This window comes from Duncaniella sp. C9 (assembly GCF_004803935.1).
Lineage (GTDB): Bacteria > Bacteroidota > Bacteroidia > Bacteroidales > Muribaculaceae > Duncaniella > Duncaniella muris.
Map to the genome: position 1 here is coordinate 240,947 of NZ_CP039547.1, position 25,307 is coordinate 266,253.

17 protein-coding genes are annotated in these 25,307 nt (G+C 55.0%); 10 read left to right on the forward strand and 7 right to left on the reverse strand.

Annotated features, from left to right (window positions below):
* Positions 1-41 precede the first annotated feature (41 nt).
* Both gadC and E7745_RS01035 read right to left on the reverse strand, forming a co-directional pair.
* Complete coding sequence (gadC, locus tag E7745_RS01030; protein ID WP_123398856.1) at positions 42-1,745, reverse strand: putative glutamine/gamma-aminobutyrate antiporter GadC; 1,704 nt, start codon at positions 1,743-1,745, stop codon at positions 42-44.
* Between the two features lie 136 nt (positions 1,746-1,881).
* On the reverse strand, positions 1,882-3,027 hold the full coding sequence (locus E7745_RS01035) for a phosphatidylserine decarboxylase (RefSeq protein WP_136408117.1): 1,146 nt from the start codon (positions 3,025-3,027) through the stop codon (positions 1,882-1,884).
* 430 nt (positions 3,028-3,457) lie between these two features.
* Here E7745_RS01035 and E7745_RS01040 point away from each other — a divergent pair, with 430 nt between their 5' ends.
* Both E7745_RS01040 and E7745_RS01045 read left to right on the forward strand, forming a co-directional pair.
* Entirely contained in the window at positions 3,458-5,209 is a 1,752-nt protein-coding gene (locus E7745_RS01040) for a phospho-sugar mutase (RefSeq protein ID WP_136408118.1), read from the forward strand.
* Positions 5,210-5,428: 219 nt separating this feature from the next.
* Positions 5,429-6,877: a sodium:alanine symporter family protein gene (locus E7745_RS01045; protein WP_124075725.1), complete on the forward strand. Its 1,449-nt coding sequence runs from the start codon at positions 5,429-5,431 to the stop codon at positions 6,875-6,877.
* 132 nt (positions 6,878-7,009) lie between these two features.
* On the opposite strand, the gene prfB is transcribed toward E7745_RS01045, so the two are convergent.
* The 5 genes from prfB to speA all read right to left on the reverse strand — a co-directional run bounded on the left by prfB (position 7,010) and on the right by speA (position 13,145).
* Positions 7,010-8,126 (reverse strand): peptide chain release factor 2 gene (prfB, locus tag E7745_RS01050; protein ID WP_107032104.1). Its coding sequence is split into 2 segments (ribosomal slippage): positions 7,010-8,062 and positions 8,064-8,126, totalling 1,116 coding nucleotides; the frame shifts between segments, so codons are not numbered across the junction.
* A gap of 133 nt (positions 8,127-8,259) precedes the next feature.
* Complete coding sequence (locus E7745_RS01055; protein ID WP_136408119.1) at positions 8,260-9,300, reverse strand: iron ABC transporter permease; 1,041 nt, start codon at positions 9,298-9,300, stop codon at positions 8,260-8,262.
* 9 nt (positions 9,301-9,309) lie between these two features.
* Positions 9,310-10,443, reverse strand: coding sequence for an ABC transporter substrate-binding protein (locus E7745_RS01060; RefSeq protein WP_168181941.1), 1,134 nt, complete (start codon positions 10,441-10,443; stop codon positions 9,310-9,312).
* 35 nt (positions 10,444-10,478) lie between these two features.
* The gene (gene truA, locus E7745_RS01065; RefSeq protein ID WP_136408121.1) at positions 10,479-11,210 is read right to left on the reverse strand and encodes a tRNA pseudouridine(38-40) synthase TruA; all 732 of its coding nucleotides are present in this window, start codon (positions 11,208-11,210) and stop codon (positions 10,479-10,481) included.
* Between the two features lie 33 nt (positions 11,211-11,243).
* Positions 11,244-13,145 (reverse strand): biosynthetic arginine decarboxylase, encoded by a 1,902-nt coding sequence (gene speA, locus E7745_RS01070; protein WP_107032108.1) that lies wholly within the window; start codon positions 13,143-13,145, stop codon positions 11,244-11,246.
* 228 nt (positions 13,146-13,373) lie between these two features.
* Here speA and E7745_RS01075 point away from each other — a divergent pair, with 228 nt between their 5' ends.
* The 8 genes from E7745_RS01075 (at position 13,374) to E7745_RS01110 (ending at position 25,259) form a co-directional block, all read left to right on the forward strand.
* Positions 13,374-15,059 carry a tetratricopeptide repeat protein gene (locus E7745_RS01075; RefSeq protein WP_107032109.1) on the forward strand — a complete coding sequence of 562 codons (1,686 nt, stop codon included), beginning with the start codon at positions 13,374-13,376 and terminating at the stop codon, positions 15,057-15,059.
* Positions 15,060-15,268: 209 nt separating this feature from the next.
* Positions 15,269-15,991: a potassium channel family protein gene (locus E7745_RS01080; RefSeq protein ID WP_107032110.1), complete on the forward strand. Its 723-nt coding sequence runs from the start codon at positions 15,269-15,271 to the stop codon at positions 15,989-15,991.
* Positions 15,992-16,058: 67 nt separating this feature from the next.
* Positions 16,059-16,976 (forward strand): serine acetyltransferase, encoded by a 918-nt coding sequence (locus E7745_RS01085; RefSeq protein ID WP_136408122.1) that lies wholly within the window; start codon positions 16,059-16,061, stop codon positions 16,974-16,976.
* 66 nt (positions 16,977-17,042) lie between these two features.
* Complete coding sequence (locus tag E7745_RS01090) at positions 17,043-18,611, forward strand: class I SAM-dependent RNA methyltransferase (protein WP_107032112.1); 1,569 nt, start codon at positions 17,043-17,045, stop codon at positions 18,609-18,611.
* A 75-nt stretch (positions 18,612-18,686) separates the two neighbouring features.
* Entirely contained in the window at positions 18,687-20,087 is a 1,401-nt protein-coding gene (gene purD / locus E7745_RS01095) for a phosphoribosylamine--glycine ligase (protein WP_136408123.1), read from the forward strand.
* Positions 20,084-21,070, forward strand: coding sequence for a hypothetical protein (locus tag E7745_RS01100; protein WP_124075723.1), 987 nt, complete (start codon positions 20,084-20,086; stop codon positions 21,068-21,070). The genes purD and E7745_RS01100 overlap by 4 nt, the downstream gene beginning before the upstream one ends.
* 77 nt (positions 21,071-21,147) lie before the next feature.
* Positions 21,148-22,197: a 4-phosphoerythronate dehydrogenase gene (locus E7745_RS01105; protein WP_136408124.1), complete on the forward strand. Its 1,050-nt coding sequence runs from the start codon at positions 21,148-21,150 to the stop codon at positions 22,195-22,197.
* A 179-nt stretch (positions 22,198-22,376) separates the two neighbouring features.
* Entirely contained in the window at positions 22,377-25,259 is a 2,883-nt protein-coding gene (locus E7745_RS01110; RefSeq protein WP_136408125.1) for an N-acetylmuramoyl-L-alanine amidase, read from the forward strand.
* Positions 25,260-25,307: the final 48 nt, after the last annotated feature.

Consider the following 25,307-nt stretch of genomic DNA (forward strand, 5'->3'; position numbering starts at 1 on the left):
ACGGGCCGCAGTCTCCCACCGGCATGTATGAAAATTTCGTATTATGCCCCCGTACCTTTGTCTTTATCCAATATATCATAAGCCTCGGCCTGGGGATTTTCAGATCCGTCATAGGCCTTCTCGGCTTCGGCGGCAATCTTTTCGGCCTCGGCGGGCGTGGCGCCGTTTTCCTCGGCAAGAATACGGGCATCGGTTCCGGCTATCTGTGCAGGTGTGGGCTGATAGGTCGGGCTCCATTTCGACACTTCCGATGGCCTTCGGTTTTCTATCTGCCAGTCGAAGGGATAGAAATTGGCTTTCGGGTTTCGCCATGACGGTTTACGCTTCGAAAAGACGATCAGAGGCACACAGAAGAAGAGCAGCGCACCGCAGAATATGATCAGCACGTAGACCACCGGACTGCCGGTGTTGATCTGTGACGGCGGGAAGAAGCTCAGCACCATAGCCACGACAGCGCCGAGGATACCGATACCGGCCACCACGACTTCGCCCAGCTTACCGCCGGGGATGCGGAATCCGCGCTGTTTCTGCGGCTGGGTGTGACGCAGACGGATAAAGGCGAAATAGATCATCAGCACCAGTATCAGATAAATCACTGTGGCCATCTGTGACATTACCTGATAGGCCGATTCGACAGAGGGCAGAACCACCAGGACAAGCGACAGAAGGCTGACAAATATGGCCTGGACATAAAGGATAGGCTTGTTGACTCCTTGCGCATTGGTTTTCTGAAGGCTCCGGGGCAGATAGCCGCTCTCGCCAACGGCCACAAGACCGGTCGACGGACCGGCGATGATGACGCTGACCTGACCGATGACACCGAAGGTTATCAGCAGGGCCATCACATTGCCGAGCCAAGGCACTCCGACAGCAGCCCAGAGATCATTGTAGGCCACAAGGAGCGAGGCCAGCAGGTTGATGTCCTTGGCAGGCACTACGAAACCGATGGCCAGAGTGGCGAACACGAACAGGAGCACGATCACGGCCACGGCAAGAAAGATGGCGCGCGGAAACTGACGTGCAGGGTTCTTCATGTTCTGCACATGAACGGCGTTCATCTCCATGCCTCCGTAGAAGAGGAAGATGGAAGCGGCAAGCACTATGGTGCCTATCTTGGAGAAGTCAGGGAAGAATGACTCATGAGCAAGCATTATCGGTTTGCCCATGCAGAGATAGGCCACACCGAGTATTATAAGAATCGCGCCGGGGACTATGGTGCCGAACAGACCGCCGAGAGTGCTCAGAATCTTTGATGACTTCATGCCACGGAAGGCTATGAAGTTAGTGATCCAGTAGACGGCAAGCACCACGACAAGGGTATATATCTTGTTGGCCGACAGCCTGGCGTCAAATGATTCAGGCCAAAATATATATGCGAGCGAGACCGCAGCGAACATGAGCACGGCCGGAAACCAGATCACGAGGGTCTGCCATTCGAGATACATAGCCGTCCAGCCCCATTTCGGCCCGAAAGCCTCGGCGACCCAGCGGTAGAGACCGCCGGAATGGGTGTAGGTAGAGGCAAGTTCGGCGCAGACAAGCGAAAACGGAATCAGAAAGACGATTGCGGCGAAAAGATAGTAGAATATGGACTGGATGCCGAACTCAGCCTGTGACGGAAGTCCTCGCAGACTTACTACAGTGGTGATGATCATCACAGTCATGGCACCTGTTGAGATCAAAGCCTGCGGCGCTTTGCCGCCTTTGGCCTGCGGACCCGGCTTTGAGGGATTAGAATTAGCCATATATATATCAGAAATTAAATGTGAAACGGGAAACTTACGGAAACAGACAGGACCGGCGGTAATGCCGGCCCCGTCTGTCAATAAGATGAGTAATCGGTCATTCCTTAGAACAGGAGGCCGATAAGAGTCCGGCGCGTCAGAGCTCCACTACAGGATAGACTTCGCCGATCTTGGTTCCGACTTTATAGTGTGTGCCGAGATGGGCTGACATAGAGACATTCATATTGGCGGAGAAGAGGTAGACTATATCCGAACCGCCGAACTGGAAGTAAGAGATTTCATCGCCCTTCTTAAGAGCCATGCCTTCTTCGGCTGTGATGACCACTGATGAAACCTGCGGCATGGCGATAGGCAGAACAGCCACGTAGCCGTATTTTGTTTCAAGGACAATAAGCCCCCTAGTCTGCATGAATTCGTAGCCGGCCTGGTCAGGGGCAATGGCACGCCATGCCTCAACCTGGTTGGTGGCGGGATTTACCTTGTCAGGCACTGCGACAAGGTCGACATAACATGCGCCCTGGATGACACGGGCTTCACGGACTATGCCTGAGAGCGGAGCATGCTGACGGTGATAGTCGGTCCAGCTCAGGAATGAGTGGCACCACATGCCGCCTTTGAATTTATCTTTATATGGACTGCCTTCGAGAAGCTCGTCGATACTCCAGTCGAGACCTTTGATGCGCACATGGGTGTCAGGGCGGATTTCCCACTGGCCTCCGAAGCAGGCATCGGCCGGATGGACTATGATCTTGTCATCGTCAATGGCGGCGATAGGACGGTAGCCGGGTTTCACGTGACGGGCAAACATCTGGTTGAATGTCTTCCATCCGCCACGTGGTTCGAGATATTCGTCCATGTTGTAGACGGCGCAGTCATAGAACGACTTGACACTGTCATCAGTGATTGACTCAGGACTGTCAAGCCAGTCGCCGATAGCATAGCAGTAATTGGTCATCCATTTTGACAGCGGGGTGAGTTCGGGCTGCCGGTCGGCAGGCGCACACGGAGTCTGGAGCGATTTGACCGGTTCCTGATCCAGGAGGAAGAATGAACGGAAAAGGTGCTGGTAGACGTGTGTGCCTTCTTTGTTTTCAGCAGGTACCCAGTGCATGTAAGCTTCAAGGTAATCGAGATAGTCTTCGATGGTCTTCATGTCGGAAAGGCCTGGAATCTTGTAGGCCACGACATTTGCGATAGCCTGATGGAACTTGTCTTCCCAGTTGTTTTCCTTGATAAGATCAGCGAGTTCCTGCACTGCAGGAGAATACTTCTTGTCAGCCATAATAATTGATGTGTTTTTTAGTTTGTAAAATATTTATATCTGAGTCAATCAGGCTTGGAAGAAGTATTCTCCGCCACCGTCTTGGCTGTGTGTTTTTGTGTCAATATCGCCAATGCGGATATTTCACCTTGCATTGATTAATGAACACATAAACAGCTGGAAATCTTTTCGGTTTCACATTTTTTAATGTTATTTCATCTTAATCCGCTCCCTGTTTAACATTCCCCTGATCCGGCCCCCACACCTCGGATAAAGAACTCTTAACCTATTTTATAGATGGTTTTAACATTTTTGGGACGTTTTCTTTGTTATTTCCATAAAAGGCAGTAAATTTGCCTTATCCACCATAGAAAAACCATAGCGCACCAACCTGCTATCTTTTTGCTGTGCCAAAACTACAGAAATCATTTATACTCCCCCCTATATTAATATGGAAAACGAACAACTGCTTAAAGAAGTTACCGCCAAAGCCCAGGTATGGCTCGGTGACGGTTATGATGAAGAAACACGTCTGGAAGTAAAGCGCATGCTTGACGCAGATGACAAGACAGAACTTATCGAATCGTTCTACAAGGATCTGGAATTCGGCACCGGCGGTCTCCGCGGTATCATGGGAGCCGGTTCAAACAGAATGAATATCTACACCGTAGGCGCTGCCACCCAGGGCCTTGCAAACTATCTTAAAGAAGCTTTCAAGGATCTGCCCGAAATCAGCGTGGCCGTGGGCCATGACGTGCGCAACAATTCGCGCAAGTTTGCTGAAATCGTAGCCGATATCTTCTCGGCCAACGGCATCAAGGTTTATCTTTTCGACAGTTTCCGCCCCACCCCGGAACTTTCATTCGCCATCCGTCACTTCGGCTGCCAGAGCGGCGTGAACATCACCGCATCGCACAATCCGAAGATCTACAACGGCTACAAGGCTTACTGGGAAGACGGCGCACAGATCATCGCGCCGCATGATGTCAATATCATCGACCACGTGAACCGCATCAAGAGCGTCAAGGAAATCAAGTTCGAGGGCGACAAGTCCAAGATCCAGATCATCGGCGCCGATGTCGACAAGGTGTATCTCGACAAGATCAAGGGCCTTTCACTCAGCCCCGATGTGATCGAACGCCACAAAGACCTGAAGATCGTCTACACTCCGATCCACGGCACCGGCGTTGAACTGATTCCCGCATCGCTCCGCAACTACGGCTTCACAAACATCATCCACGTTGACGAGCAGGACGTGCCCAGCGGAGATTTCCCCACCGTGGAATCGCCCAACCCCGAAGTACCCTCGGCTATGGCAATGGCTATCGCCAAGGCCAAGGAGGTCAACGCCGACATCGTCATGGCATCCGATCCTGACGCTGACCGCATCGGCTGTGTCATCCGTGACAACAGCGGCGAATATGTGCTGCTCAACGGCAACCAGATCGTGATGATCCTTCTCAACTACATCATCACCCGCAACAAGGAACTCGGTCTGCTCAAGGGCAATGAGTTTGCCGTGAAGACCATCGTGACCACCGAGACCATCAAGGCAATCTGCGAGGCCATGAACGTGCGCCTGTTTGACTGCTACACCGGCTTCAAGTGGATCGCAGCCGTGATGCGCGACAATGAAGACGTGCTCCGCTATCTTGGCGGCGGCGAAGAAAGCTATGGCTTCCTGGCCGAGACATTCTGCCGCGACAAGGACGCCGTGTCAGCTATCTCGCTCATGGCCGAGGCCTGCGCATGGGCCAAGGACAAGGGCATGGACTTCCAGGCCATGCTTGCCGACATCTATCTGAAGTATGGCTTCAGCCACGAAGTAGGTGTCTCTGTGGTACGCCCCGGCAAGACCGGCGCCGAAGAGATCCAGGCCATGATGAAGAGCTTCCGCGAGAATCCGCCCAAGGCTCTCGCAGGTAGCCCCGTCAAGACTATCAAGGACTACGGCACACTCAACGTGACCGATGTGGAAAGCAACACTACCGAGAAACTCGATTTTCCCTGGACCTCAAACGTTCTCCAGTATTTCACTGAAGACGGATCGAAGGTCTCTGTTCGCCCCTCAGGCACAGAGCCCAAGATCAAGTTCTACATGGAAGTCAAGGTTCCGATGGAAAAGATCGAGGACTATGACAAGTGCGGCAAACTCGCCGAGGAGAAGATCGAGGCACTCAAGAAGGATCTCGGCATCGCCTGAAAAAAGCCAGGCACTGTCTGAGACAGACAAGAGCAATCCCCTGCCTGCCCGGCAGGTAATATAGAGGGCACCTGATGTGGAGAGATCTGACGCGGACCCAAAACCTTGCAAGGCTTATATCCGTTATCTCTACATCAGGTGCTCTCTGTTTTTTCTCCTCCTCTCCGACGCACCTTAAACACCATCCATCAACCTACAAACTCCTGATATAATCATCATATGGATCCTTCCTCAGGTTTCAGCACCGCTCTCCAAAACGCGGTCAACGCTGTCAGCGGTGTGCTCACCGACTATGTATTAGTTACAGTGCTGCTGATCGTGGCCGTGGTTTTCACAGTCAGGACCCGCGGCGTGCAGTTCAGAATGGCAGGCGAGATGCTGCATCTGCTTGTCAGATCAGGCAGGCGCGACAACGACCGCCGCCAAAACGACGCTCCTGCTCACGGCAACATCAGTTCATTCCAGGCATTCGCGCTGTCGATAGCCTCACGCGTCGGCACCGGCAATCTTGCCGGCGTGGCTTCGGCGATAGCTCTCGGCGGACCGGGAGCGGTGTTCTGGATGTGGGTCATCGCCATACTCGGCGCCGCAAGCGCGTTTGTCGAGTCGACACTCGCCCAGCTTTTCAAGGTCAAGGGCGACAAGTCGTTCCGGGGCGGTCCGGCCTATTACATACTCAAGGGTCTGCACAAACGCTGGTGGGCGGTGACTTTCGCCGTGCTAATCACGCTGACTTTCGGCTTTGCGTTCAATTCAGTGCAGTCAAACACCATTTCAGATGCACTCAATGCCTCGTTTGCCATTCCTCGCGAGGCGACGGCCGGGGTTCTCTGCCTGCTGACTCTCGCCATCATCTGCGGCGGTGTGCAGCGCATCTCGCGGGTGAGCGAGATAGTGGTGCCTGTGATGGCTATCGCATATATAGTGCTGGCTCTGGTGATCATAGCCATGAACATAGGCCGCTTTCCGGAGATCATGATGCTGATTGTCAGGAATGCTTTCGGGGCCGATGAAATTCTTGGCGGCTCGGTGGGCGCGGCAATGGTGATGGGCATAAAGCGCGGTCTGTTCAGCAACGAGGCCGGCGAGGGGTCAACTCCGAACGCCGCTGCGACCGCCTCGGTGAGCCATCCGGTGAAACAGGGGCTGATTCAGACTCTCGGTGTCTATACAGACACTCTGCTGGTGTGCACAGCCACGGCTTTCATCATACTCTGCAGCGGAATCTATACCGGAGGCCATGACGGAATAGTGCTGACCCAGCAGGCCATAGACGCCGGACTTGGCGGAGACCATCGTTTCGGCTCGATCTTCGTCAGTGTGGCCATCTTCTTCTTTGCCTTCACAAGCATAATAGCCAACTATTACTACGGCGAGACCAACATCCGCTTTATACGCAACAGCGACCTTGCAGTCAGGATCTATCGCCTGCTGGTGGCAGCCATAGTCTATGCCGGGGCCGTGGTGTCACTTGACCTCGTCTGGGGTTTCGCCGATATCACTATGGCGCTCATGACTCTCTGTAACCTCGCGGCCATCATCATGCTCGGCAAATATGCCATACGCCTGCTCAAAGACTATCAGGATCAGAAGCGAGAGGGCAAAGATCCGGTCTACAGGTCTTCGACAATACCCGAAATCGCCTCCGAGACGGAATGCTGGGAGTGAGACCACGCCTATTCCATTGACTTGTGAAGTTGAAAAAAATATCATAGCCCTTGGCTCCTAACGGCATGCAGGAGCCAAGGGCTATGATATTTTCGGTCCGGAGGCTTTCCGAGTGCCTCTCAGAGGTTGCTCTTATTCTTCGGTTCCGGCGAATTCCATGAGGTAGGCTTTGATGAAGGCATCGAGATCGCCGTCCATCACACCTCCCACGTCACTGGTCTGATAGTTGGTGCGGTGGTCTTTGACGCGACGGTCGTCGAAGACGTAGCTACGGATCTGCGATCCCCATTCAATCTTCATCTTTCCGGCTTCAATCTTGGCCTGCTCCTGGAGGCGGTGCTGGAGCTCTTTGTCATAGAGTATAGAGCGGAGCTGACGCATGGCGTTTTCCTTGTTCTTGGGCTGGTCACGCGTCTCGGTGTTCTCGATGAGGATTTCTTCCTGCTCGCCGGTGTAGGGGTCGGTGAACTGGTAGCGCAGACGCACACCTGACTCCACCTTGTTGACGTTCTGACCGCCGGCACCACCCGAACGGAATGTGTCCCATGAAAGCAGGGCGGGATCAACCTTGACTTCGATGGTGTCGTCGACAAGCGGGGTGACGAACACTGATGCGAATGAGGTCATGCGTTTGCCCTGGGCATTGTAAGGCGACACGCGCACCAGACGGTGAACGCCGTTCTCGCTCTTGAGATAGCCGTAGGCGAAGTCGCCCTCAACGTTGATGGTGCATGACTTGATTCCGGCCTCGTCACCTTCGAGAAGGTTGGCGATCGAAGTCTTGTAGCCGTGGTCCTCGCACCAGCGGAGATACATTCGCATGAGCATCGAGGCCCAGTCCTGGCTTTCGGTACCGCCGGCACCGGAGTTGATCTTGAGCACTACTCCAAGCTTGTCTTCCTCGCGGCGGAGCATGTTGCGCAGTTCGAGATTCTCGATCTTGGTGATGGCTTCGGCATAGAGAGCGTCGATCTCCGATTCCTCTACAAGACCTTCCTTGAGAAAGTCCCATGCGATCTGGAGTTCGTTGACAATCTTGTCAATCTCTTCATAACCTACGATCCACGCCTGAAGATCCTTGATTTTTTTCATCTGTGCCTGGGCTTCCTTGGGATGCTCCCAGAAATCGGGCACGTGTGTGCGGAGTTCTTCCTCCTCTACCTGGATTTTCTTGCTGTCGATGTCAAAGATACCTCCTCAGCGCCAGCTTGCGCTCAAAAGTCTCTTTTAATTGTTCCTGAGTAATCATATTTTAATCAGTCGCTTGGTGAATATTTCGTTTATTTTTGGCGGGAAAAGCACTGCGGAGTGATTTTCCGGCTGCAAAGGTAAGCATTATTTTCCACCTGCGAAAACGCCACGTGTAACGCAGGCGGGGCCGGTCAGCCGAAGAGGTTGAGCCGGTGGCGGTTGAGTATGACATAGAGGATGACAGGGACACCTATGACCGGGGTGATGGCGTTGATCGGAATTATGCCGCGCGAACCGGGCATCACGCTCAGAAGCACGCAGAGCAGTCCTAAGGCGGCTCCGGCAAGAGCCGTGGCGGGTATCAGTATCAGGTGACGGGAACTGCGGGTGAGCAGACGGGCCACGTGGGGGACCACCATGCCGACAAAGGCTATAGGTCCGCAAAAGGCTGTGACAACCGCTGTCAGTACTCCTGACAGAATGAGGAGTCTGTTGCGCGAACGGCGCACATCGACTCCGAGGTTGGCAGCATAGGCATCGCCGAGGAGCATGGCGTCAAGGGGCTTGACCATGAGCATGGAGAGCGCGATGAACACAAGCGCAAGCGGGGCAAACACCAGCAGACGCGACTGCGAGACTCCCGAAAATGATCCGAGGCCCCAGATGACGAATGAATGGACTCCTTCCTGTGTGGCAAAGAAGTTCAGAAGCGAAACGGCCGAGGAACTGAGATAGCCCACAAGGATTCCGACTATCAGAAGCATGACCGAGGAGTTGAGTATGCGCGAAAACAACAGTAGCAGCACCAGCACGAGCATGGCTCCGGCTATGGCGGCGAGGACTATGCCAAGCGATTCACCCACGAAGCCGAGAGCTCCGCCGAAGGCAAGCATCACAATGGCCACCCCAAGGCTCGATCCGGTAGAGACTCCGAGTATCGAGGGCCCGGCAAGCGGATTGGCGAACGTGGTCTGGAGCATCAGGCCGGCTATGGCGAGTGCCGAGCCGGAAAGCAGCGCCACTATGGCCGTGACAAGCCGTGAGCCGATTACTATCACTGCCCACGACTCTCTGGAAGGTTCTCCGCCGGTCAGCACCGTCAGCACTTCACTGGCAGGAATGCAGACTGAGCCGATGAATAGGCAGAGCACGAAGAGTGCGAGTGTCAGGAACAGCAGTCCCCAGAGCGAAATCCGCTCGCGGCGGGAGGAAAGCGCAGGCAGGCCGGTCATGGTGCTATATCATTTTTCTATACGTTGATAATACTGCGTCTTGTCCGTGCCGGCATAGTCAGGGCCAAGAAAAAGAAGGATGTATTCGCGCAGCAGTTTTTCAGGATGAAAGGGGAAGTCATCGAAGAGAGTCGACGTAGAGGTGTCGGCCACGTAGACATCGCCGTTTTCAAAAGCCTTGATCCTGGAGTTCAGGTCATAGGAACTTTTAAGTTCCGAGAGAGTGAGTTCCGGGCCGTAGTTGCGTATGAGCCATATGTCGGCGTCATGGGCTTTGTCAAAAACAGATGCGAAATCAAGCTGTATGGAACCTGCGTCAGGAGTGTCAGCCCAGGGATTCACACCTCCGGCATCGGTTATGATGCTCGACATGTAGCTGCGGCCTCCGGGCACAAACCACACGCCGTTGGTCAGCCGCTCGGTAATCACTTTGGGATGCGAGCTTGCGGAGGCGGCACGTGTGGCAAGGCGCGAATATTCCGCCGAGACTTCCTTATAGATGCTGTCGGCCTCATGGCGGCAACCGTAGAGTTCGCCGAGCAGCTTTATCCACTCGGCACGGCCCAGCGGGGTCGATTCCATATAGTCGGCACACTCTATGATCGGTATGCCCAGACGTTCTATCAGTCCGTAGGATGAATTCTGATAAGGCGATGCGAGTATGGCATCAGGTCCGAGCACCGTGACTCTTTCAATGTCAGGCGACATTGAGGAGCCTACGTCCATCACCGCGCCGGATTTCAGCCCGGCTTTCACTTCAGCTACGGTGAAATAGCCTGCATCGGCCACACCCCTGACGGCATCAATGGCACCAAGGTCGCGGATGGCTCCGGCATGAACGCCTGAATAGACCAGCGAATTGCGCAAAGGAGTGCGCACCACCGTACCTTCGGGCAGTCCTTCGGGATTTCCGGCAGAGTCAGGCACAAGCACGTAGCGCTGAAGCAGGCGGGTGCTGTCCCACGGATTTTTAATGTCAGCCACTACATAACTTCCACAGTCGACCAGCGTCAGAAGATCAGCTCCAGCAGTAAGAGTGTCGCCTGACACTTCAGCCCCGGCAGAAGAGCCGGCACCGCTGCATGACGTCAGGATGGCGGCTGTGGCTGACAAAGCAAGAGAGAGAGACAAGAAACTCTTCACAATCAAGAAGGTGTTTAATAGGTTGTTTGACAAGATCAGTATCTGACCTCCCAGAGAAACAAAGCCTCTCCCGGCATCGAGGTCCCGGCCGCACAGCGGTCGCGGCGGTCAATCACTTCACGGAACTGCCCGATGGTCATTTTACCGCGGCCCACGTCGACGAGAGTTCCCACTACGGCGCGGACCATGTTGCGCAGAAAGCGGTCGGCAGTAATGACGAAAACCCATTCATGCTCGCCGAGCCTCTCCCATCTGGCATAGCTCACACGGCAGATGTTGGTTTTGACATCGGTGTGAAGCTTTGAGAATGATGTGAAATCAGAGGTCTCAAGCAGTATTTCGGCCGCACGGTTCATGGCATCGAAATCAAGCGTGGCCGGGGCTTTCCAGCTCAGGGGGTAGAAAAACGGGGTCTTCTCAGTGACCGCATAATAGTGGTAAGTTCGGCTGACGGCATCGAAGCGCGCATGGCGGTCAGGCTCGACCTCATAGATCTTCTGCACGGCAATATCTTTGCCGACAACCGCATTGAGCCTCCTGACAAGCTCTCCGGCATCGCCCAGAGGGGTGTCAAGATCAAAATGGGCCACCATCATGCGCGCGTTGACTCCGGCATCTGTGCGTCCGGCGCCGGTGATTTTCATTTCGCGGCGCAGGATCATCGACAGAGCGTCTTCGAGAACCGACTGGACTGTCACCTCGCCCGGCTGACACTGCCAGCCGTGGAAAGGCGCACCGCGGTAAGAGAGCTGCATGAAATATCTCATAGGCTGAATCCGTATCGGCGCATCGGCGGGTTATCAGTCTTTTTCAATATAGGTATAGCCATAAAGGCCCGAACGGTAGTTGCTCAGGAACTCGCGTCCTTCTTCGGGAGTGATGCGTCCGGCTTTCATAGACGATGTCACCCAGGCTTCCACGTTGCGCACAAGTTTCTTCGGGTTGAACTGCACATAGTCGAGCACATCGGCCACGGTTTCGCCGTCGATGATACGGTCGATCTCATAACGGTCTTTATAGACCGAGATATGGACGGCGTTGGTGTCGCCGAAGAGATTGTGCATGTCACCGAGAATCTCCTGATAGGCACCTACGAGGAAGACTCCGAGATAGTAGGGCTCGCCGGGCTTCACAGGGTGGACAGGAAGAGAACTTGCCGTGCCCCCCTGCGAGGATATGAAGTTAGAGATCTTGCCGTCGCTGTCGCAGGTGATGTCCTGGAGGGTGCATGTGCGTGATGGCTTTTCGTCAAGGCGCGACAGAGGAATGATCGGGAACACCTGGTCGATGGCCCATGAGTCGGTCAGCGACTGGAAGAGCGAGAAATTGCAGAAATACTTATCAGGTACCATCTTGGCCACCTTACGCAGCTCTTCTGGAGCGTGTTTCATATTGTCAGCGATCTCTCCTACCTCGCGGGCTATGCTCCAGAAAAGTTCCTCGATCTGGGCACGGGTGCGGAGATCGAGCATGCCGAGGCTGAACAGGTCAAGAGCCTCCTCGCGGATCTGCAGGGCGTCATGCCAGCTTTCGAGAAGACGCTGCTGGTTGAGCTTGTCCCAGATCTCATAGAGTTCTTTGGCAAGTTCGTGGTCTTCTTCCTGAATATCTTTAGAGTCTTTCCAGATGGGAAGCTGCGTTGTCTCAAGCACTTCAAACACCAGTACGGAATGATGGGCGGTCAGCGAGCGGCCGCTCTCGTTGATAATGTTGGGCTGCTTGAGGCCGTTTTTCTCACAGGCATCCACGATGGCCGACACTGCGTCATTGGCATACTCCTGGATAGAATAGTTCATCGAACTGCCCGATGCGGAGTTGCGGGTTCCGTCATAGTCCACGCCAAGGCCACCGCCTATGTCCATGAATTCTATGTCAAATCCCATGTTGGTGAGCTGCACGTAGAACTGGGTGGCCTCGCGGATGGCATTCTTGATGCGGCGGATCTTGGTGATCTGGCTGCCGATGTGGAAGTGGATCAGTTTCAGGCAGTGTTTCATCTTGTTTCGCTCCATGAAGTCAAGCGCTTCAAGAAGCTCCGAAGAGTTGAGACCGAATTTCGACTGGTCGCCGCCGCTTGTCTCCCACTTGCCTGAGCCTGAGGAGGCGAGTTTGATGCGGATGCCTACATTTGGGTCTATGCCGATTCGCTTGGCCACTTCCGAGATGATGCGCAGTTCATTGAGCTTTTCAACCACGAGATAGATGCGGCGTCCCATCTTCTGGGCAAGCAGAGCCAGCTCTATATATGTCTGATCCTTGTATCCGTTACAGATGATCAGCGCGTTTTCCTTGATGTTGGTGGCAAGCACAGCGTGGAGTTCCGGCTTGGACCCGGCCTCAAGACCGATGTTGAATTTTTCGCCGTGAGTGACGATCTCCTCGACTACAGGACGCATCTGATTGACCTTGATGGGATAGATTATATAGTTCTGTGCCTTATAGTCATACTGCTTTGAAGCTAAAGCGAAACAGTTGGAAATCTTCTCGATGCGGTTGTCAAGAATATCGGGGAAGCGCAACAGCACTGGCGAGGTAATGTCTCTGACCTGCAGTTCGTCCATGACCTCACGCAGATCAACCGAAGCATAACCCTCACGAGGAGTAACGGCCACGTTGCCTTTCTCGTTGATGGAGAAATACTGTCGACCCCAACCTTGAATGTTGTACAGCTCTGAGCTGTCTTCAATACGCCATCTTCTCATCGGCTCTGTTCTTTTTTTCTGAATTGTTTCTGAATTTTATAGGTTTAACTGTCTGTAAAGCGCGTTATCGCGCGTTATTATCCGGCAAAAGTACAACTAATTCGCCAAATCGGGATCTTTTTGCAACAATTATTTTCATTATTTTGGGATATTAACAATAAAGATTGTAACTTTGCTACATAAAAATCACATCAAAACTCCTATCACATAATTTTATTAAATTTTGCTATGGATAAGAAATCTGCTTTCTCTCTCCTCTTCGGTTCGGCTATCGTGCTGACCGGTTGCAGCAAGAAGATGAATCAGTTTGCAGCTGATTACTTCAGCACCAATCCCAATCCGCTCGAAGTAGTGGGCCAGAATGTTCCCGCTACCGTTACCGGTAACATTCCTCCGAAATTCTTCGTGAAAAACGCCACTGTGACAGTGACCCCCTACCTCACATTCAACGGCACTGAAGTGGCCGGCACCGCCCAGGCATTCCAGGGTGAGAAAGTACGTGGCAACAACCGTGTCATCTCCTATGACAACGGCGGCACAGTGACAATCCCCGTAAACTATGCCTATCAGCCCGAAATGCAGCGTTCGGAACTGTATCTCGGCTTCACTGTCGATCAGAAAGGCAAGCAGTATGTGCTTCCCCGCGTGAAAGTGGCTGACGGCATCATCGCCACAGCAGCTCTCGCCGATGCCGGAACCGTAGATCCCGCTACCGCAGCTGACAAATTCCAGCGCATCATCAACGAAAAATATTCTGCCGACATCCACTTCCTCATCAATCAGGCCAACCTCCGCGAAAGCGAACTCAAGAGCGATGAAGTGCTCCGCCTCAACCGCGACATCAAGGCCGCTGCCGGCGATGAAAGCCGAAAGATCGAGGAAATCAACATCCAGTCATACGCTTCACCCGACGGTTCGCTCGACTTCAACACCAAACTCGCCCAAAACCGCGAGACAAACACACAGGGCTATCTGACCAATCAGCTCAAGAAGGACAAAGTGACTGAATTCGGCGAACTTACCGCAAACTTCACTCCAGAAGACTGGGAAGGCTTCCAGAAGCTCGTGGCCGCAAGCAACATCCAGGACAAGGAGCTCATCATCAGCGTGCTCTCAATGTACAAGGACCCTGAACAGCGCGAACGTGAAATCCGCAACCTCTCAAGCGTGTTTGACCAGCTCGCCGACGAAATCCTCCCGCAGCTCCGCTACTCTCGCATCACTGCCAGCGTCAACGTGATCGGCAAGAGCGATGAAGAGATCAACAAGGCATTTGACACCGATCCCTCTACCCTCAGCGTAGACGAACTTCTCTACGGAGCAACCCTCACTGACGACCTCAACCGCAAGAAAGCCATCTACACTGCCGCCACCAACCTCTATCCCAACGACTACCGCGGCTACAACAACCTCGGCAAGGTGCTCTATCAGCAGGGTGACTATGACGCAGCTATGGCAAGCTTCAAAAAAGCAGCCCGCGTGAACTCTTCGGCTCCTGAAGCCCAAATGAACCAGGGCCTTGTGGCTCTTGTCAACAACGATCTCCGCGCTGCCAACCAGTCATTCGGCAAGGCCGGCGGTGTTCCCGAACTCGGCTCGGCTCTCGGTGTATATTACCTCCAGCAGGGTGATGTAAACGCCGCAGTAAAGGCATTCGGAAATGACAAGAGCAATAACGCCGCTCTCGCCCAGATCCTCTCCAAGGACTACAGCAAGGCCAAGTCAACCCTCGCAGCCATCCAGGCTCCCGATGCCACCACCTACTATCTCATGGCCATTCTCGGTGCCCGCACCAACAATGAACAGATGGTGACTTCAAACCTCCGTCAGGCCATCAAGCTAGACAACAAGCTCGCCAAGCAGGCTGCCAACGACCTCGAATTTTCCCGCTTCAATCTTTCAAGCGTTCTCTGATAAGACGCCGGATTAAAGCTTCACAATCCAACAGCCCCGCCACACCGCGTTTCATGCAGTGTGGCGGGGCTGACTTTTTCATGGATACCACCGGCTGACACCGCCACAGACTCAAACATCCTTGCCTCGCCGGGCGTTTTAATTCCAGAGGGCGGCATCTGCCCGGCCATCTTCATCCATTCCACAAACTGCGCTTACCATTATATAATATGAACGAGGGAACAACGGCACAAAAACACCGGCACCATTACCGGCTCGACATACTGCACTGGATCATAATAGCGCTTTCAGTTCTGCTGATAGTATTCATCTCGATCGACACCTTCAACGGCATCAACTTTCTTGATGACGGATTCTACATGCACTTCCAGTTCTGGGTCTGCATAGTGTTCATGGCAGATTTCTTCATCGAACTGGCCCTGGCTCCCGACAAACTCCGCTACACGCGCAACCGCCTGCTGTATCTGCTGCTGTCTATCCCCTATCTCAACATCATCAGTGTGCTCGGCATCAGGCTCACACCGGAGCAGCTGTTTTTTATCCGCTTCATACCCCTGGCCCGCGGCATCATGGCGATGGTGATAGTTGTGGGCGCGTTTTCGCGAAACAGACTGACATCGTTCCTTTCGTCCTACATAGTCATCCTCGCCGCCTTCATCTATCTCGGCAGCCTCATATTCTTCTACTTCGAGCAGGGAGTCAACGCCGATGTCAACAATTTCGGCACCGCTCTCTGGTGGGCCTGCATGAACGCCACCACCCTCGGCTGCGACATCTATCCCGTCACGGTGGCCGGAAAAGTGCTCGGCTGCATCCTTTCGGTCGGCGGCATAATCATGTTTCCGCTCTTCACAGTGTTTATCACCTCACTCATACGCCAGTACACACGGACACTGAAAACAGACTCCGGCGCGGCCACGCAAAAAAGTTAGGTAATTATTTTTGTACCCTATCCAAAAATCGTAACTTTGCAGACATCTCACGGACAAAAATGAAATCATGGAAAAGGACCCGGACAAGCGGTTTGAAATCGACGAGGTGATAGGTCGCCTTTGCAGCATGGAAGACATGCGCCACGTGTGCCCGACCCGTTCAGGCGAAGGGGAGCCACTGCTCTCCAACTCAGCCGTGCGCCGTATAGTCGAGCTTGCCTCACGCCTCATGTTTCCGGGATTTCTAACAGACTCTGACCGCGGACCGTCCGTGATGCGCTCGGTCATGACAATCGAATGCCATGAACTGCGCGGTCTTCTGGCCAGCCAGATCTCCGCAGGTCTCTGTTTCGACAAAAATCACTCCGCAATTCCTGATGCTGACATAAGCCGTCATGCCGGATCTCTGGCCGACTCTTTTATAGACAGCCTGCCCGATCTGCGCCACATCCTCGACACTGACATTGACGCCACCTATCTCGGCGACCCTGCCGCAACCTCTACCCATGAGGTAATAATCTGCTATCCCGGCTTCAAGGCCACGGTAAGCTACCGCATAGCCCACCGCCTGCTGGAGCTTGGGGTCCCGGTGGTGCCTCGCATGATCACCGAGCAGGCCCATTCCGACACCGGAATCGACATCCACCCCGGAGCCCGCATAGGCAAAGGCTTCGTCATTGACCACGGCACCGGTGTGGTTATCGGAGCCACAGCAATTATCGGCGATAATGTCAAGATCTATCAGGGCGTGACCCTCGGAGCCAAGAGCTTTGTCACTGACGACTCCAACAATCCGGTCAAAGGAATTCCCCGCCACCCGATACTCGGCAACGGAGTGGTTGTCTACTCCAACTCCACGATACTCGGCCGCGTAAACATAGGTGACGGAGCCGTCATCGGCGGCAACCTCTGGGTCACACGCGACGTAGAGCCTGGAGAAAAACTCATCCAGGCCCGCGCCGACAACTTCCGGTCGGCCCGCTGACCGCAAGGCCTGCGCCTGAGGCCTAAAAACAACTGAATAAACCAAGGAAACTATATAATTTACCACATGGAACATCGTTTTGAAATGGTTGCCAAGACCTTCAAGGGTCTTGAAGAAATTCTTGCTGAAGAACTCCGGCAACTCGGAGCGGTCAATGTCGAGCCCGGCCGACGGATGGTATCATTCGAAGGTGATCTCGCCATGCTCTACCGCGCCAACATCTGCTGCCGCACCGCACTCTCTATCCTCAAGCCGATCTACAAGTTTATCGCCAAGGACACCGACTCGCTCTACGAGATGGTGAAAGAGTACAACTGGAGCGATGTAATGTCGATCGAAAAGACTTTCTCTATCGACACCACCTCACACTCCTCGGAGTTCACTCACTCGCGTTTTGTCACCTATCGTGTGAAAGACGCCATTGTCGACTATTTCAAAGACCGTTTCGGCCAGGACAAGCGCCCCGGCGTGCGTCTGAACGATGCCGACGTGATGATCAACGTCCACATTGACGGTGACCGCGTCACCCTCTCGCTCAACTCATCGGGCGAGTCGCTCCACAAACGCGGATGGCGCGTGGCACAGACCGAAGCCCCGATCAACGAGGTTCTCGCCGCCGGCATCATCCTCAAAAGCGGATGGCGCGGCGACAGTCCGCTGGTCGATCCCATGTGCGGCTCAGGCACCTTCCTAATCGAAGCCGCTATGATTGCCGCCGGAATCAAGCCCGGCAGCTTCCGCAAGGATTTCGCCTTCGAACACTGGCGCGACTATGACGCCGAACTGTTTGAAAAGGTGATGGCCGAAGATTCAGGCCTCCGCGAAGTGCCGTTCAAGATCTACGGATCAGACATCTCGCCGAAAGCCGTGGCTATCGCCGAACGCAACATTCTTTCAGCCGGTGTCGACGAATATATCAACCTCCGCATAAAGCCTCTCCAGCTTTGGGAAGAGGCTCCGGCAGGGGGAGCGCCCGGTGTGCTCATCACCAATCCTCCTTACGGCGAGCGAATCAATGTCCAGGACATGGAGCAGCTCTACAAGACGCTCGGCACCAAGTTCAAACGTGTCTTCCTCGGCTATCACGCCTGGGTCATCTCCTCAAACATCGACTATCTCACAGCCATCGGACTGACTCCTTCGGTCAAAGAAGCCATGCAGAACGGAGGCCTCGACTGTGAACTGCGCGAATACGTGATCTTCGAAGGCACCAAAAGCGACTTCCGTCGTGAAGGCGGTGTGCTAAAGGAAGAAACCCCTGACCGCAAGGAACGCCGCCAGCCCGCACGCAAGAGCGACAGCGAATGGCGCCGCGACGCCCGCGAAAAGGGCATGGGCGGCAAAGATGCCGGAGCCGCACGCCGCAAACCCAACAAGCTTGAAGACAGATACCGCCCGCAGAAAGGCGGCTATGCCCGCAGCGAGGAACGCAGACGCAAGTTCAAGGAAGAGACGGCCGCACAGAGTGAAGCCGAACAGCTCCTCTCGCGCCACCGCAATCCCCACGCGCTCAAATCGCTCGGCGAATCGCCCAAGCGTCCGTCAATACCCGCGCCTGACGGCCCGTTCATGAGAACCCGCCGCCGCTGGAAGCGTCCGGATGCCGACAATTCGTCTTCCGAAGGAGAGGCATAAGCAACACTTACAGCCCCTTCCATACTTTTTCAAAATAAAATTCTCAAATCACGCTAATCCATATAACCAAAAGCCATGTCACTCCAACAGAATCTCAACACTCTGCGCCATCCCGTCAGCAACGCGCCTGAAAAAAGTCCTTTCAACGCCGGCGAAACCCTCGCCTGCCAAGGTGAGAAGCTCAGAGTGTTGCTCCTCGGATCGGGCGGACGCGAATGTGCCCTCGCATGGAAAATATCACTCTCTCCCCGCCTTGAGAAACTTTTCATAGCTCCCGGCAACGGCGGAACAGATGCCTACGGTGAAAACGTGGCCCTCTCGCCGCTTGATTTCGCCGCTATAGCCGCTTTTTGCAAGGAGAATTCAATCGACATGATCGTAGTCGGCAACGAAGACCCGCTTGTGGCCGGAATCTATGACTACTTCCTGAGCGTGGAAGGTGCTCCGCTGATCGTAGGGCCCTCTCAGGCAGGTGCAGCACTCGAAGGCAGCAAGGATTTTGCAAAGCAGTTCATGGTGCGCCACTCTATACCCACCGCAGCCTACCGCAGTTTCACTGCCGAGACCGTTGAAGAGGGTTGCGCGTTTCTTGAATCACTCAAAGCCCCCTATGTGCTCAAAGCCGACGGCCTTGCAGCCGGAAAAGGTGTACTCATAATCGACTCTCTCGAAGAAGCCAAAGCCTCGCTGCGCGATATGCTGGGCGGAATGTTCGGCAAGTCATCGGCCACAGTGGTTATCGAAGAGTTCCTCAAGGGAATCGAATGTTCGGTTTTCGTACTCACTGACGGCAACGGCGGCTACCGCATCCTCCCCGTGGCAAAAGACTACAAGCGCATCGGCGAAGGCGACACCGGCCCCAACACCGGAGGCATGGGAGCAGTCAGCCCCGTTGTGTTTGCCGACAGTGAATTCATGCGCAAGGTAGAGGAACGCATCATTCTCCCGACTGTCAACGGCCTGATAGCCGAAGGCATAACCTACCGCGGCTTCATCTTCCTCGGTCTGATTGAAGTTGACGGCGAGCCGATGGTGATAGAATACAACGTCCGCATGGGCGACCCTGAGACCGAAGTCGTGATGCTCCGCATCGCATCTGACCTGCTTCCTCTGCTCGAAGCAGCGGCCAAAGGCAACCTCGGCGCTCTTCCCCTCGCTGAAGATCCACGCTATGCCACAACAGTCATGATAGTGTCAGGCGGCTATCCTAGAAGCTACACCAAGGGTGAGACCATAACCGGAGCCGACACTCCGATGAGCAACGCCATTCTCTTCCACGCAGGCACACGCCGCGAGGCCGACGGCGAGCTCGTCACTTCAGGCGGACGTGTGATTGCATGTAGCGCCTATGGCGATTCGATCGACTCGGCTCTCGCCAACAGCTATGCAGCCGCCGATGCTGTTGAATTCAACGGTAAATACATGCGCCGCGACATCGGCCAGGACCTTAAAAAATTGAGTGAAAACCGCGGATGACCCGTAAAGAACTCACATTTACCCGAATAATTCGTTCGCGAGGCATGGGCGTGCTCATAGGCCTCGCGGCGGTTTTTATGACCCTGCAGGCTCAGTTCGCAGGCAAGATCGCGCACATAGGCGATTTCCGCACCGTGGCCTTCCCAACACCATCGGCATGGTTGCCCGAAGGCAGCATCTCGATGTGGGCCAACATCATCGTGGTCCTGGCCACAGGGGCGGTAATGATCATCATCAACCGCCACTTCAATCTGCTGCGCACCACCTCGGCCTTCTTCGCGGCCTATTTCGTGTTTGTCACAGCCTGCACCCCGGCTGTGATGGGCCAGTTAGGAGCGTCATCGCTGCTTGCGCTGATCATGATGGGAGCCGTATGGCTGATTTTCAGCATCTACAATCAGCGCATCAGCTCGCGCCGGGTCTTTCTTGCCTTCTTTCTGATCGGACTGGGGCAGCTGACTGAATATACATTCGCGCTCTACATTCCGGTATTCATCGCCGCACTCGGACAGATGCGAGTGTTCACGTTCAAAAAAATCCTTGCCGCGATTCTGGGCAACATCACTCCTGCGTGGATCACCTGGGGACTCGGCCTGATACCTGAGCCGGAAATCCCACAGTTCTGCTTCACACCTCCATCAATGCTGCTGGCCGATGGTGCCGACTGGCCCATGCTTTCGGCCGCGGCTCTGACGCTGCTGGCCGGATTTGTGTTCGGCAACCTGAATCTCATAAAGATCATAGGATTCAACGCACAGGCCCGCGCCTATAACGGAGTGCTGACCCTTCTCTCGATCGCGACCGGCATTTTCTCCATTGTCAACTTCACCAATCTTCCGCTCTACATCACCCTCCTGAATGCCTGTGTGGCCTTCCAGGTGGGACATTTCTTCCGCTTCACCGTCATGCGCCGTGGCTACATTGCCGTAGTGGTCCTGATGGCCGCCTATTTCGGTATATACATGTGGGGAATGTTGAGCTGAGACGGAAGCCACCGCTGCCACACAAACGCATCCATACACCGGCTTAGACAACTTAGCCAACAGACCACCATACGCACATGAAAATTGTAGCCGACCGCAACATTCCCTATATAGCCGATGCAGTCCGTCCGCTCGGAGAGATAATACTCCTGCCGGGCGATGCCATCTCGGCTGAGACTGTAAAAGATGCCGACATTATTCTTACACGCACACGCACACGCTGCGACGCCTCGCTGCTCGGCAGGTCCACGTGCTCGTTCATCGGTACAGCTACAATCGGCACCGACCACATTGACCTCGACTATTGCCGCGAGCGGGGCATCACGGTGGCCAACGCTCCGGGCTGCAATGCTCCGGCAGTGGCACAATACGTGCTTTCAGCCATCAGAGCGTTTCTGCCCCCCGAAGAAGCGCTTGCCGGAAAAAGGCTTGGCATAATCGGAGTGGGCAACGTCGGCACTATACTCAACCGCTGGGCCTTAGGCCTCGGCATGACCACAATCCTCAACGACCCCCCACGTCAGGAAAACGGCGACACAACCTACATCTACAGCACCCTTGAGGAAATCGCTGCAGAAAGTGATTTCATCTCGATCCACACACCATATTCCAAGACCGGACCCCACTCCACTCGCCATCTGCTGAATTCGGAATTCCTCTCAGCCGTGAGCCGGCGGCCACTGATCATAAATGCCGCCCGCGGACCAGTGGCCGACACGCAGGCGCTCAAGACCGCCCTCAGCCGGAATCTCATATCAGGAGTGGCCATCGACTGCTGGGAAAACGAGCCTGACATTGACCTCGAACTGCTTTCAGAAGCATTCGTAGCCACACCGCATATTGCAGGCTATTCCAACGAAGGAAAAATCAGAGCCACCCGCATGGTGCTCGATGCCCTTGCCAGCCATCTGCAGGACCATTTCGGTCTTGACATCACAGCCGAGACCCTATCAGCCGGACTTCCGGCAATAGGCCCCATATCGGAGACAATCACCGAACAGCAGCTCGGCTATGACATCAATGCCGACCACATAGCCCGCAATCTGCCCACTCCCGATGCCGCCGTAAGCAGATATTTCGAATCTCTGCGCAACAACTACAGTCTCCGGCCGGAACCTCACATCTGAGACTCCGGCCCCACATGTTTTTCCAGACCTCTTTTCGGTCCGGACCATGCCAAAATACGGTTTAAATTTGGTTTAAATTTACAGAAACTTCCTGAAAACAAGTAAAAACCGGTTCATAACAAAGCCGTAAAACCAACTCCCCGGATGTTATAATACAATAGCACCGGAGGACCTTGCTTATGAAACAGATTCTTACCATACTCATGATATTCTGCGCCCTTGCCGCAGGCGCAGCAGGCAAAACCCCAAAAAGGAGCAAAGCAAAAAAGGCCAGAACCACCAAAGTTGTCTCGGCCCCAGCCGTGCCGCGTCCGGCCCGCGAACCGTTTGTCACACGTGTGGACGCACCGTCTGTCAAAAAAGGGCTTGCCGGCAAGAACATAGCTCTATGGCAAAGCCACGGCCGATATTTCGACCAGAATGAAGAGCGCTGGATGTGGCAGCGCGCACGGCTCATGGGCACGGTAGAAGACCTGTATCCACAGGCCTACGTGCTCCCCTACCTCATCCCTATGCTCGAAAATGCCGGGGCCTATGTGATGACTCCGCGCGAACGTGACACCTCGACTCAGGAAATAATCGTCGACATGGACGGAGGCTTCGCTCAGAAGGACTATAACGAGAAAAACGGACAACAGAAATGGACAGCCGCTGCCGGCATCAAAGGTTTCGGATATAAGAAAGAGATATTGGAAACCGGCGACAATCCCTTCCGCATGGGCTCTGTCCGCGAAGTGACCACCGTCACCGACCCGGCCAAAGCATCCACCGCATCCTGGTATGCCGATTTCCCCAAAGGCGGCGACTATGCGCTCTACATCAGCTATGCCTCGCTCCCCAGCAGCACCCGCGACGCGCGCTATATCGTGAACTCACTCGCCGGAAGCGAGGAGTTTGACGTAAACCAGCGCATCGGCGGAGGCACATGGGTCTATCTCGGCACCTTCCCCTTTGCCGCAGGCAAAAGCGACATCCCGGTGGTGGAACTGTCAAACGTCTCGACCGAGAGCGGCAAGGTGGTCACGGCCGATGCCATCAAGATAGGCGGCGGCATGGGTAATGTCAGCCGCTCGGCTGCAGGCGGCGAGCCTGTGGTTAGCACCTATCCGCGTTTCACCGAGGGCGCGCGCTACTGGATGCAGTGGGCCGGTGTCCCTTCGTCGGTCTATAGCATCACCAACGGCGAAAACGACTATGAGGACGACTACAAGAGCCGCGCCCTCTGGGCCAACTACCTTGCCGGAGGCTCATCGCAGCTTCCGGGAGAGAAAGGCCTCGGAATTCCCGTTGACCTATCGTTTGCATTCCATACCGACGCCGGCACCACATCTGATCCCGGAGAGACTGTGGGCACGATGCCTATTGTCTACACCAAAGGCACGCGTCTGGGTAGTGGCGAGGCCCGCTCCACCTCTCGCCGCTATGCCGACATGGTCACCGACCAGATTGTCAGTGACATCCAGACCCTCTACGAGCCGACATGGACCCGCCGCAAACTGCGTGACAAGCCTTATCGCGAGGTGATGGACACCAAAGTGCCCGCAATGCTGATCGAGCTTCTGAGCCATCAGAACTTCGCCGACATGCGCTATGGCCTCGACCCCACATTCCGTTTCACCGTCAGCAGAGCCATCTATAAAGGCATTCTGAAATACCTCCATGAAAAAGACGGTGTGCCCTACGTGGTAGAGCCACTGCCCGTCAGCCATTTCCGCATCGCGGGAAGCGGAGGCGAATATCTTCTCACCTGGCAGGGTGTCGATGATCCTCTGGAGCCCTCGGCCAAGCCCACATACTATATTGTCTATGAACGCATTGACGATGGAGCCTTCACCGAACTGGCCGTGACCGATGATCCGCAACTCACGGTCCGCGTCAAGGATGACCGCATCTACAGCTACAAGGTTGTCGCGGCCAATGACGGAGGCATCAGCTTCCCCTCCGAGATTCTATCGCTGTGCGACACCGGCACCGACAAACCCCAGGTGCTGATTGTCAACGGCTTCACCCGCATCTCAGGCCCGGTCGAAGTCTATGCCTCAGGCCGCGTAGGCTTCGACTATGAGGAAGACCACGGAGTGCCCTACATCAGCGACATCCACTTCACCGGCCTCCAGACCGAATTCCGCCCCGGAGTAGAATGGACATCCAATGACTCTCCCGGCCACGGCTCCAGCCGCGCGACCCACGAGACCGAAATCTTCGCCGGCAACACCTTCGACTTCGTCTATGTCCACGGCACCTCCGTCCGCGCCGCAGGCCACTCCTTTATCTCAGCCGGAGTCGACGCCTTTGTCGACAACATGCCCGAAGCCCGCATCATCGACCTCATCCTCGGCAAGCAGAAAGAAATCACCGTAGGCACCTCGCAGGAACGCAAGTTCAAACCCTTCACCGACGAACTCAAGCAACGCCTGAGCCAGTTCTGCGACGCCGGCGGCTCACTCTTCGTGTCGGGCAGCTACATAGGCAGCGACCTCTTTGACAACCGCCACTCCACAGGCTCGCAGCGAGTAGCCGACGGACAGTTCGGCCACTCGGTGCTCGGCCTCCAGTGGCGTCAGGCAAAAGCCACAGTCACAGGCAAAGTCCGCGAAGTCAAATCGAAATACGCCGAATTCCATCCGGGCCTCTCGTTCACCTTCCGTCAGCAGCTCAACGCCGACTGCTACGCCGTGGAATCGCCCGAATCATTCAGCCCCATCGACCCGTCGAACGGCACCGCCATACTGCGCTACACCGAAAACGACTACATAGCCGGCGTGGCCTTCGACCCCGGCACCCACCGCGCCGTGACCCTCGGCTTCCCCTTCGAGACCATCACCGGCAGCTACGAGCGTGACGCGCTGATGAAACAGATCCTCGACTTCTTCACCGCCCCTGAAGGTGTGCATCCCGGCGCACGCCCCAAAGTACTGCCGGAAACCATCATAGGCCACGAACCACCCACCACACCGATGCAGACCCGCTCCCCGCGCAACCTCCGGCCCCGCGAAGCAGCCGAACTCGCCGAAAACACCGAAGCCCGCAAACCCCGCAAAGGCCCCGCCCGCCAAGCCTAAGGCCGCCCAACAGCCCTTCTCACATACCGGAGGGGCTATTTTCAATCA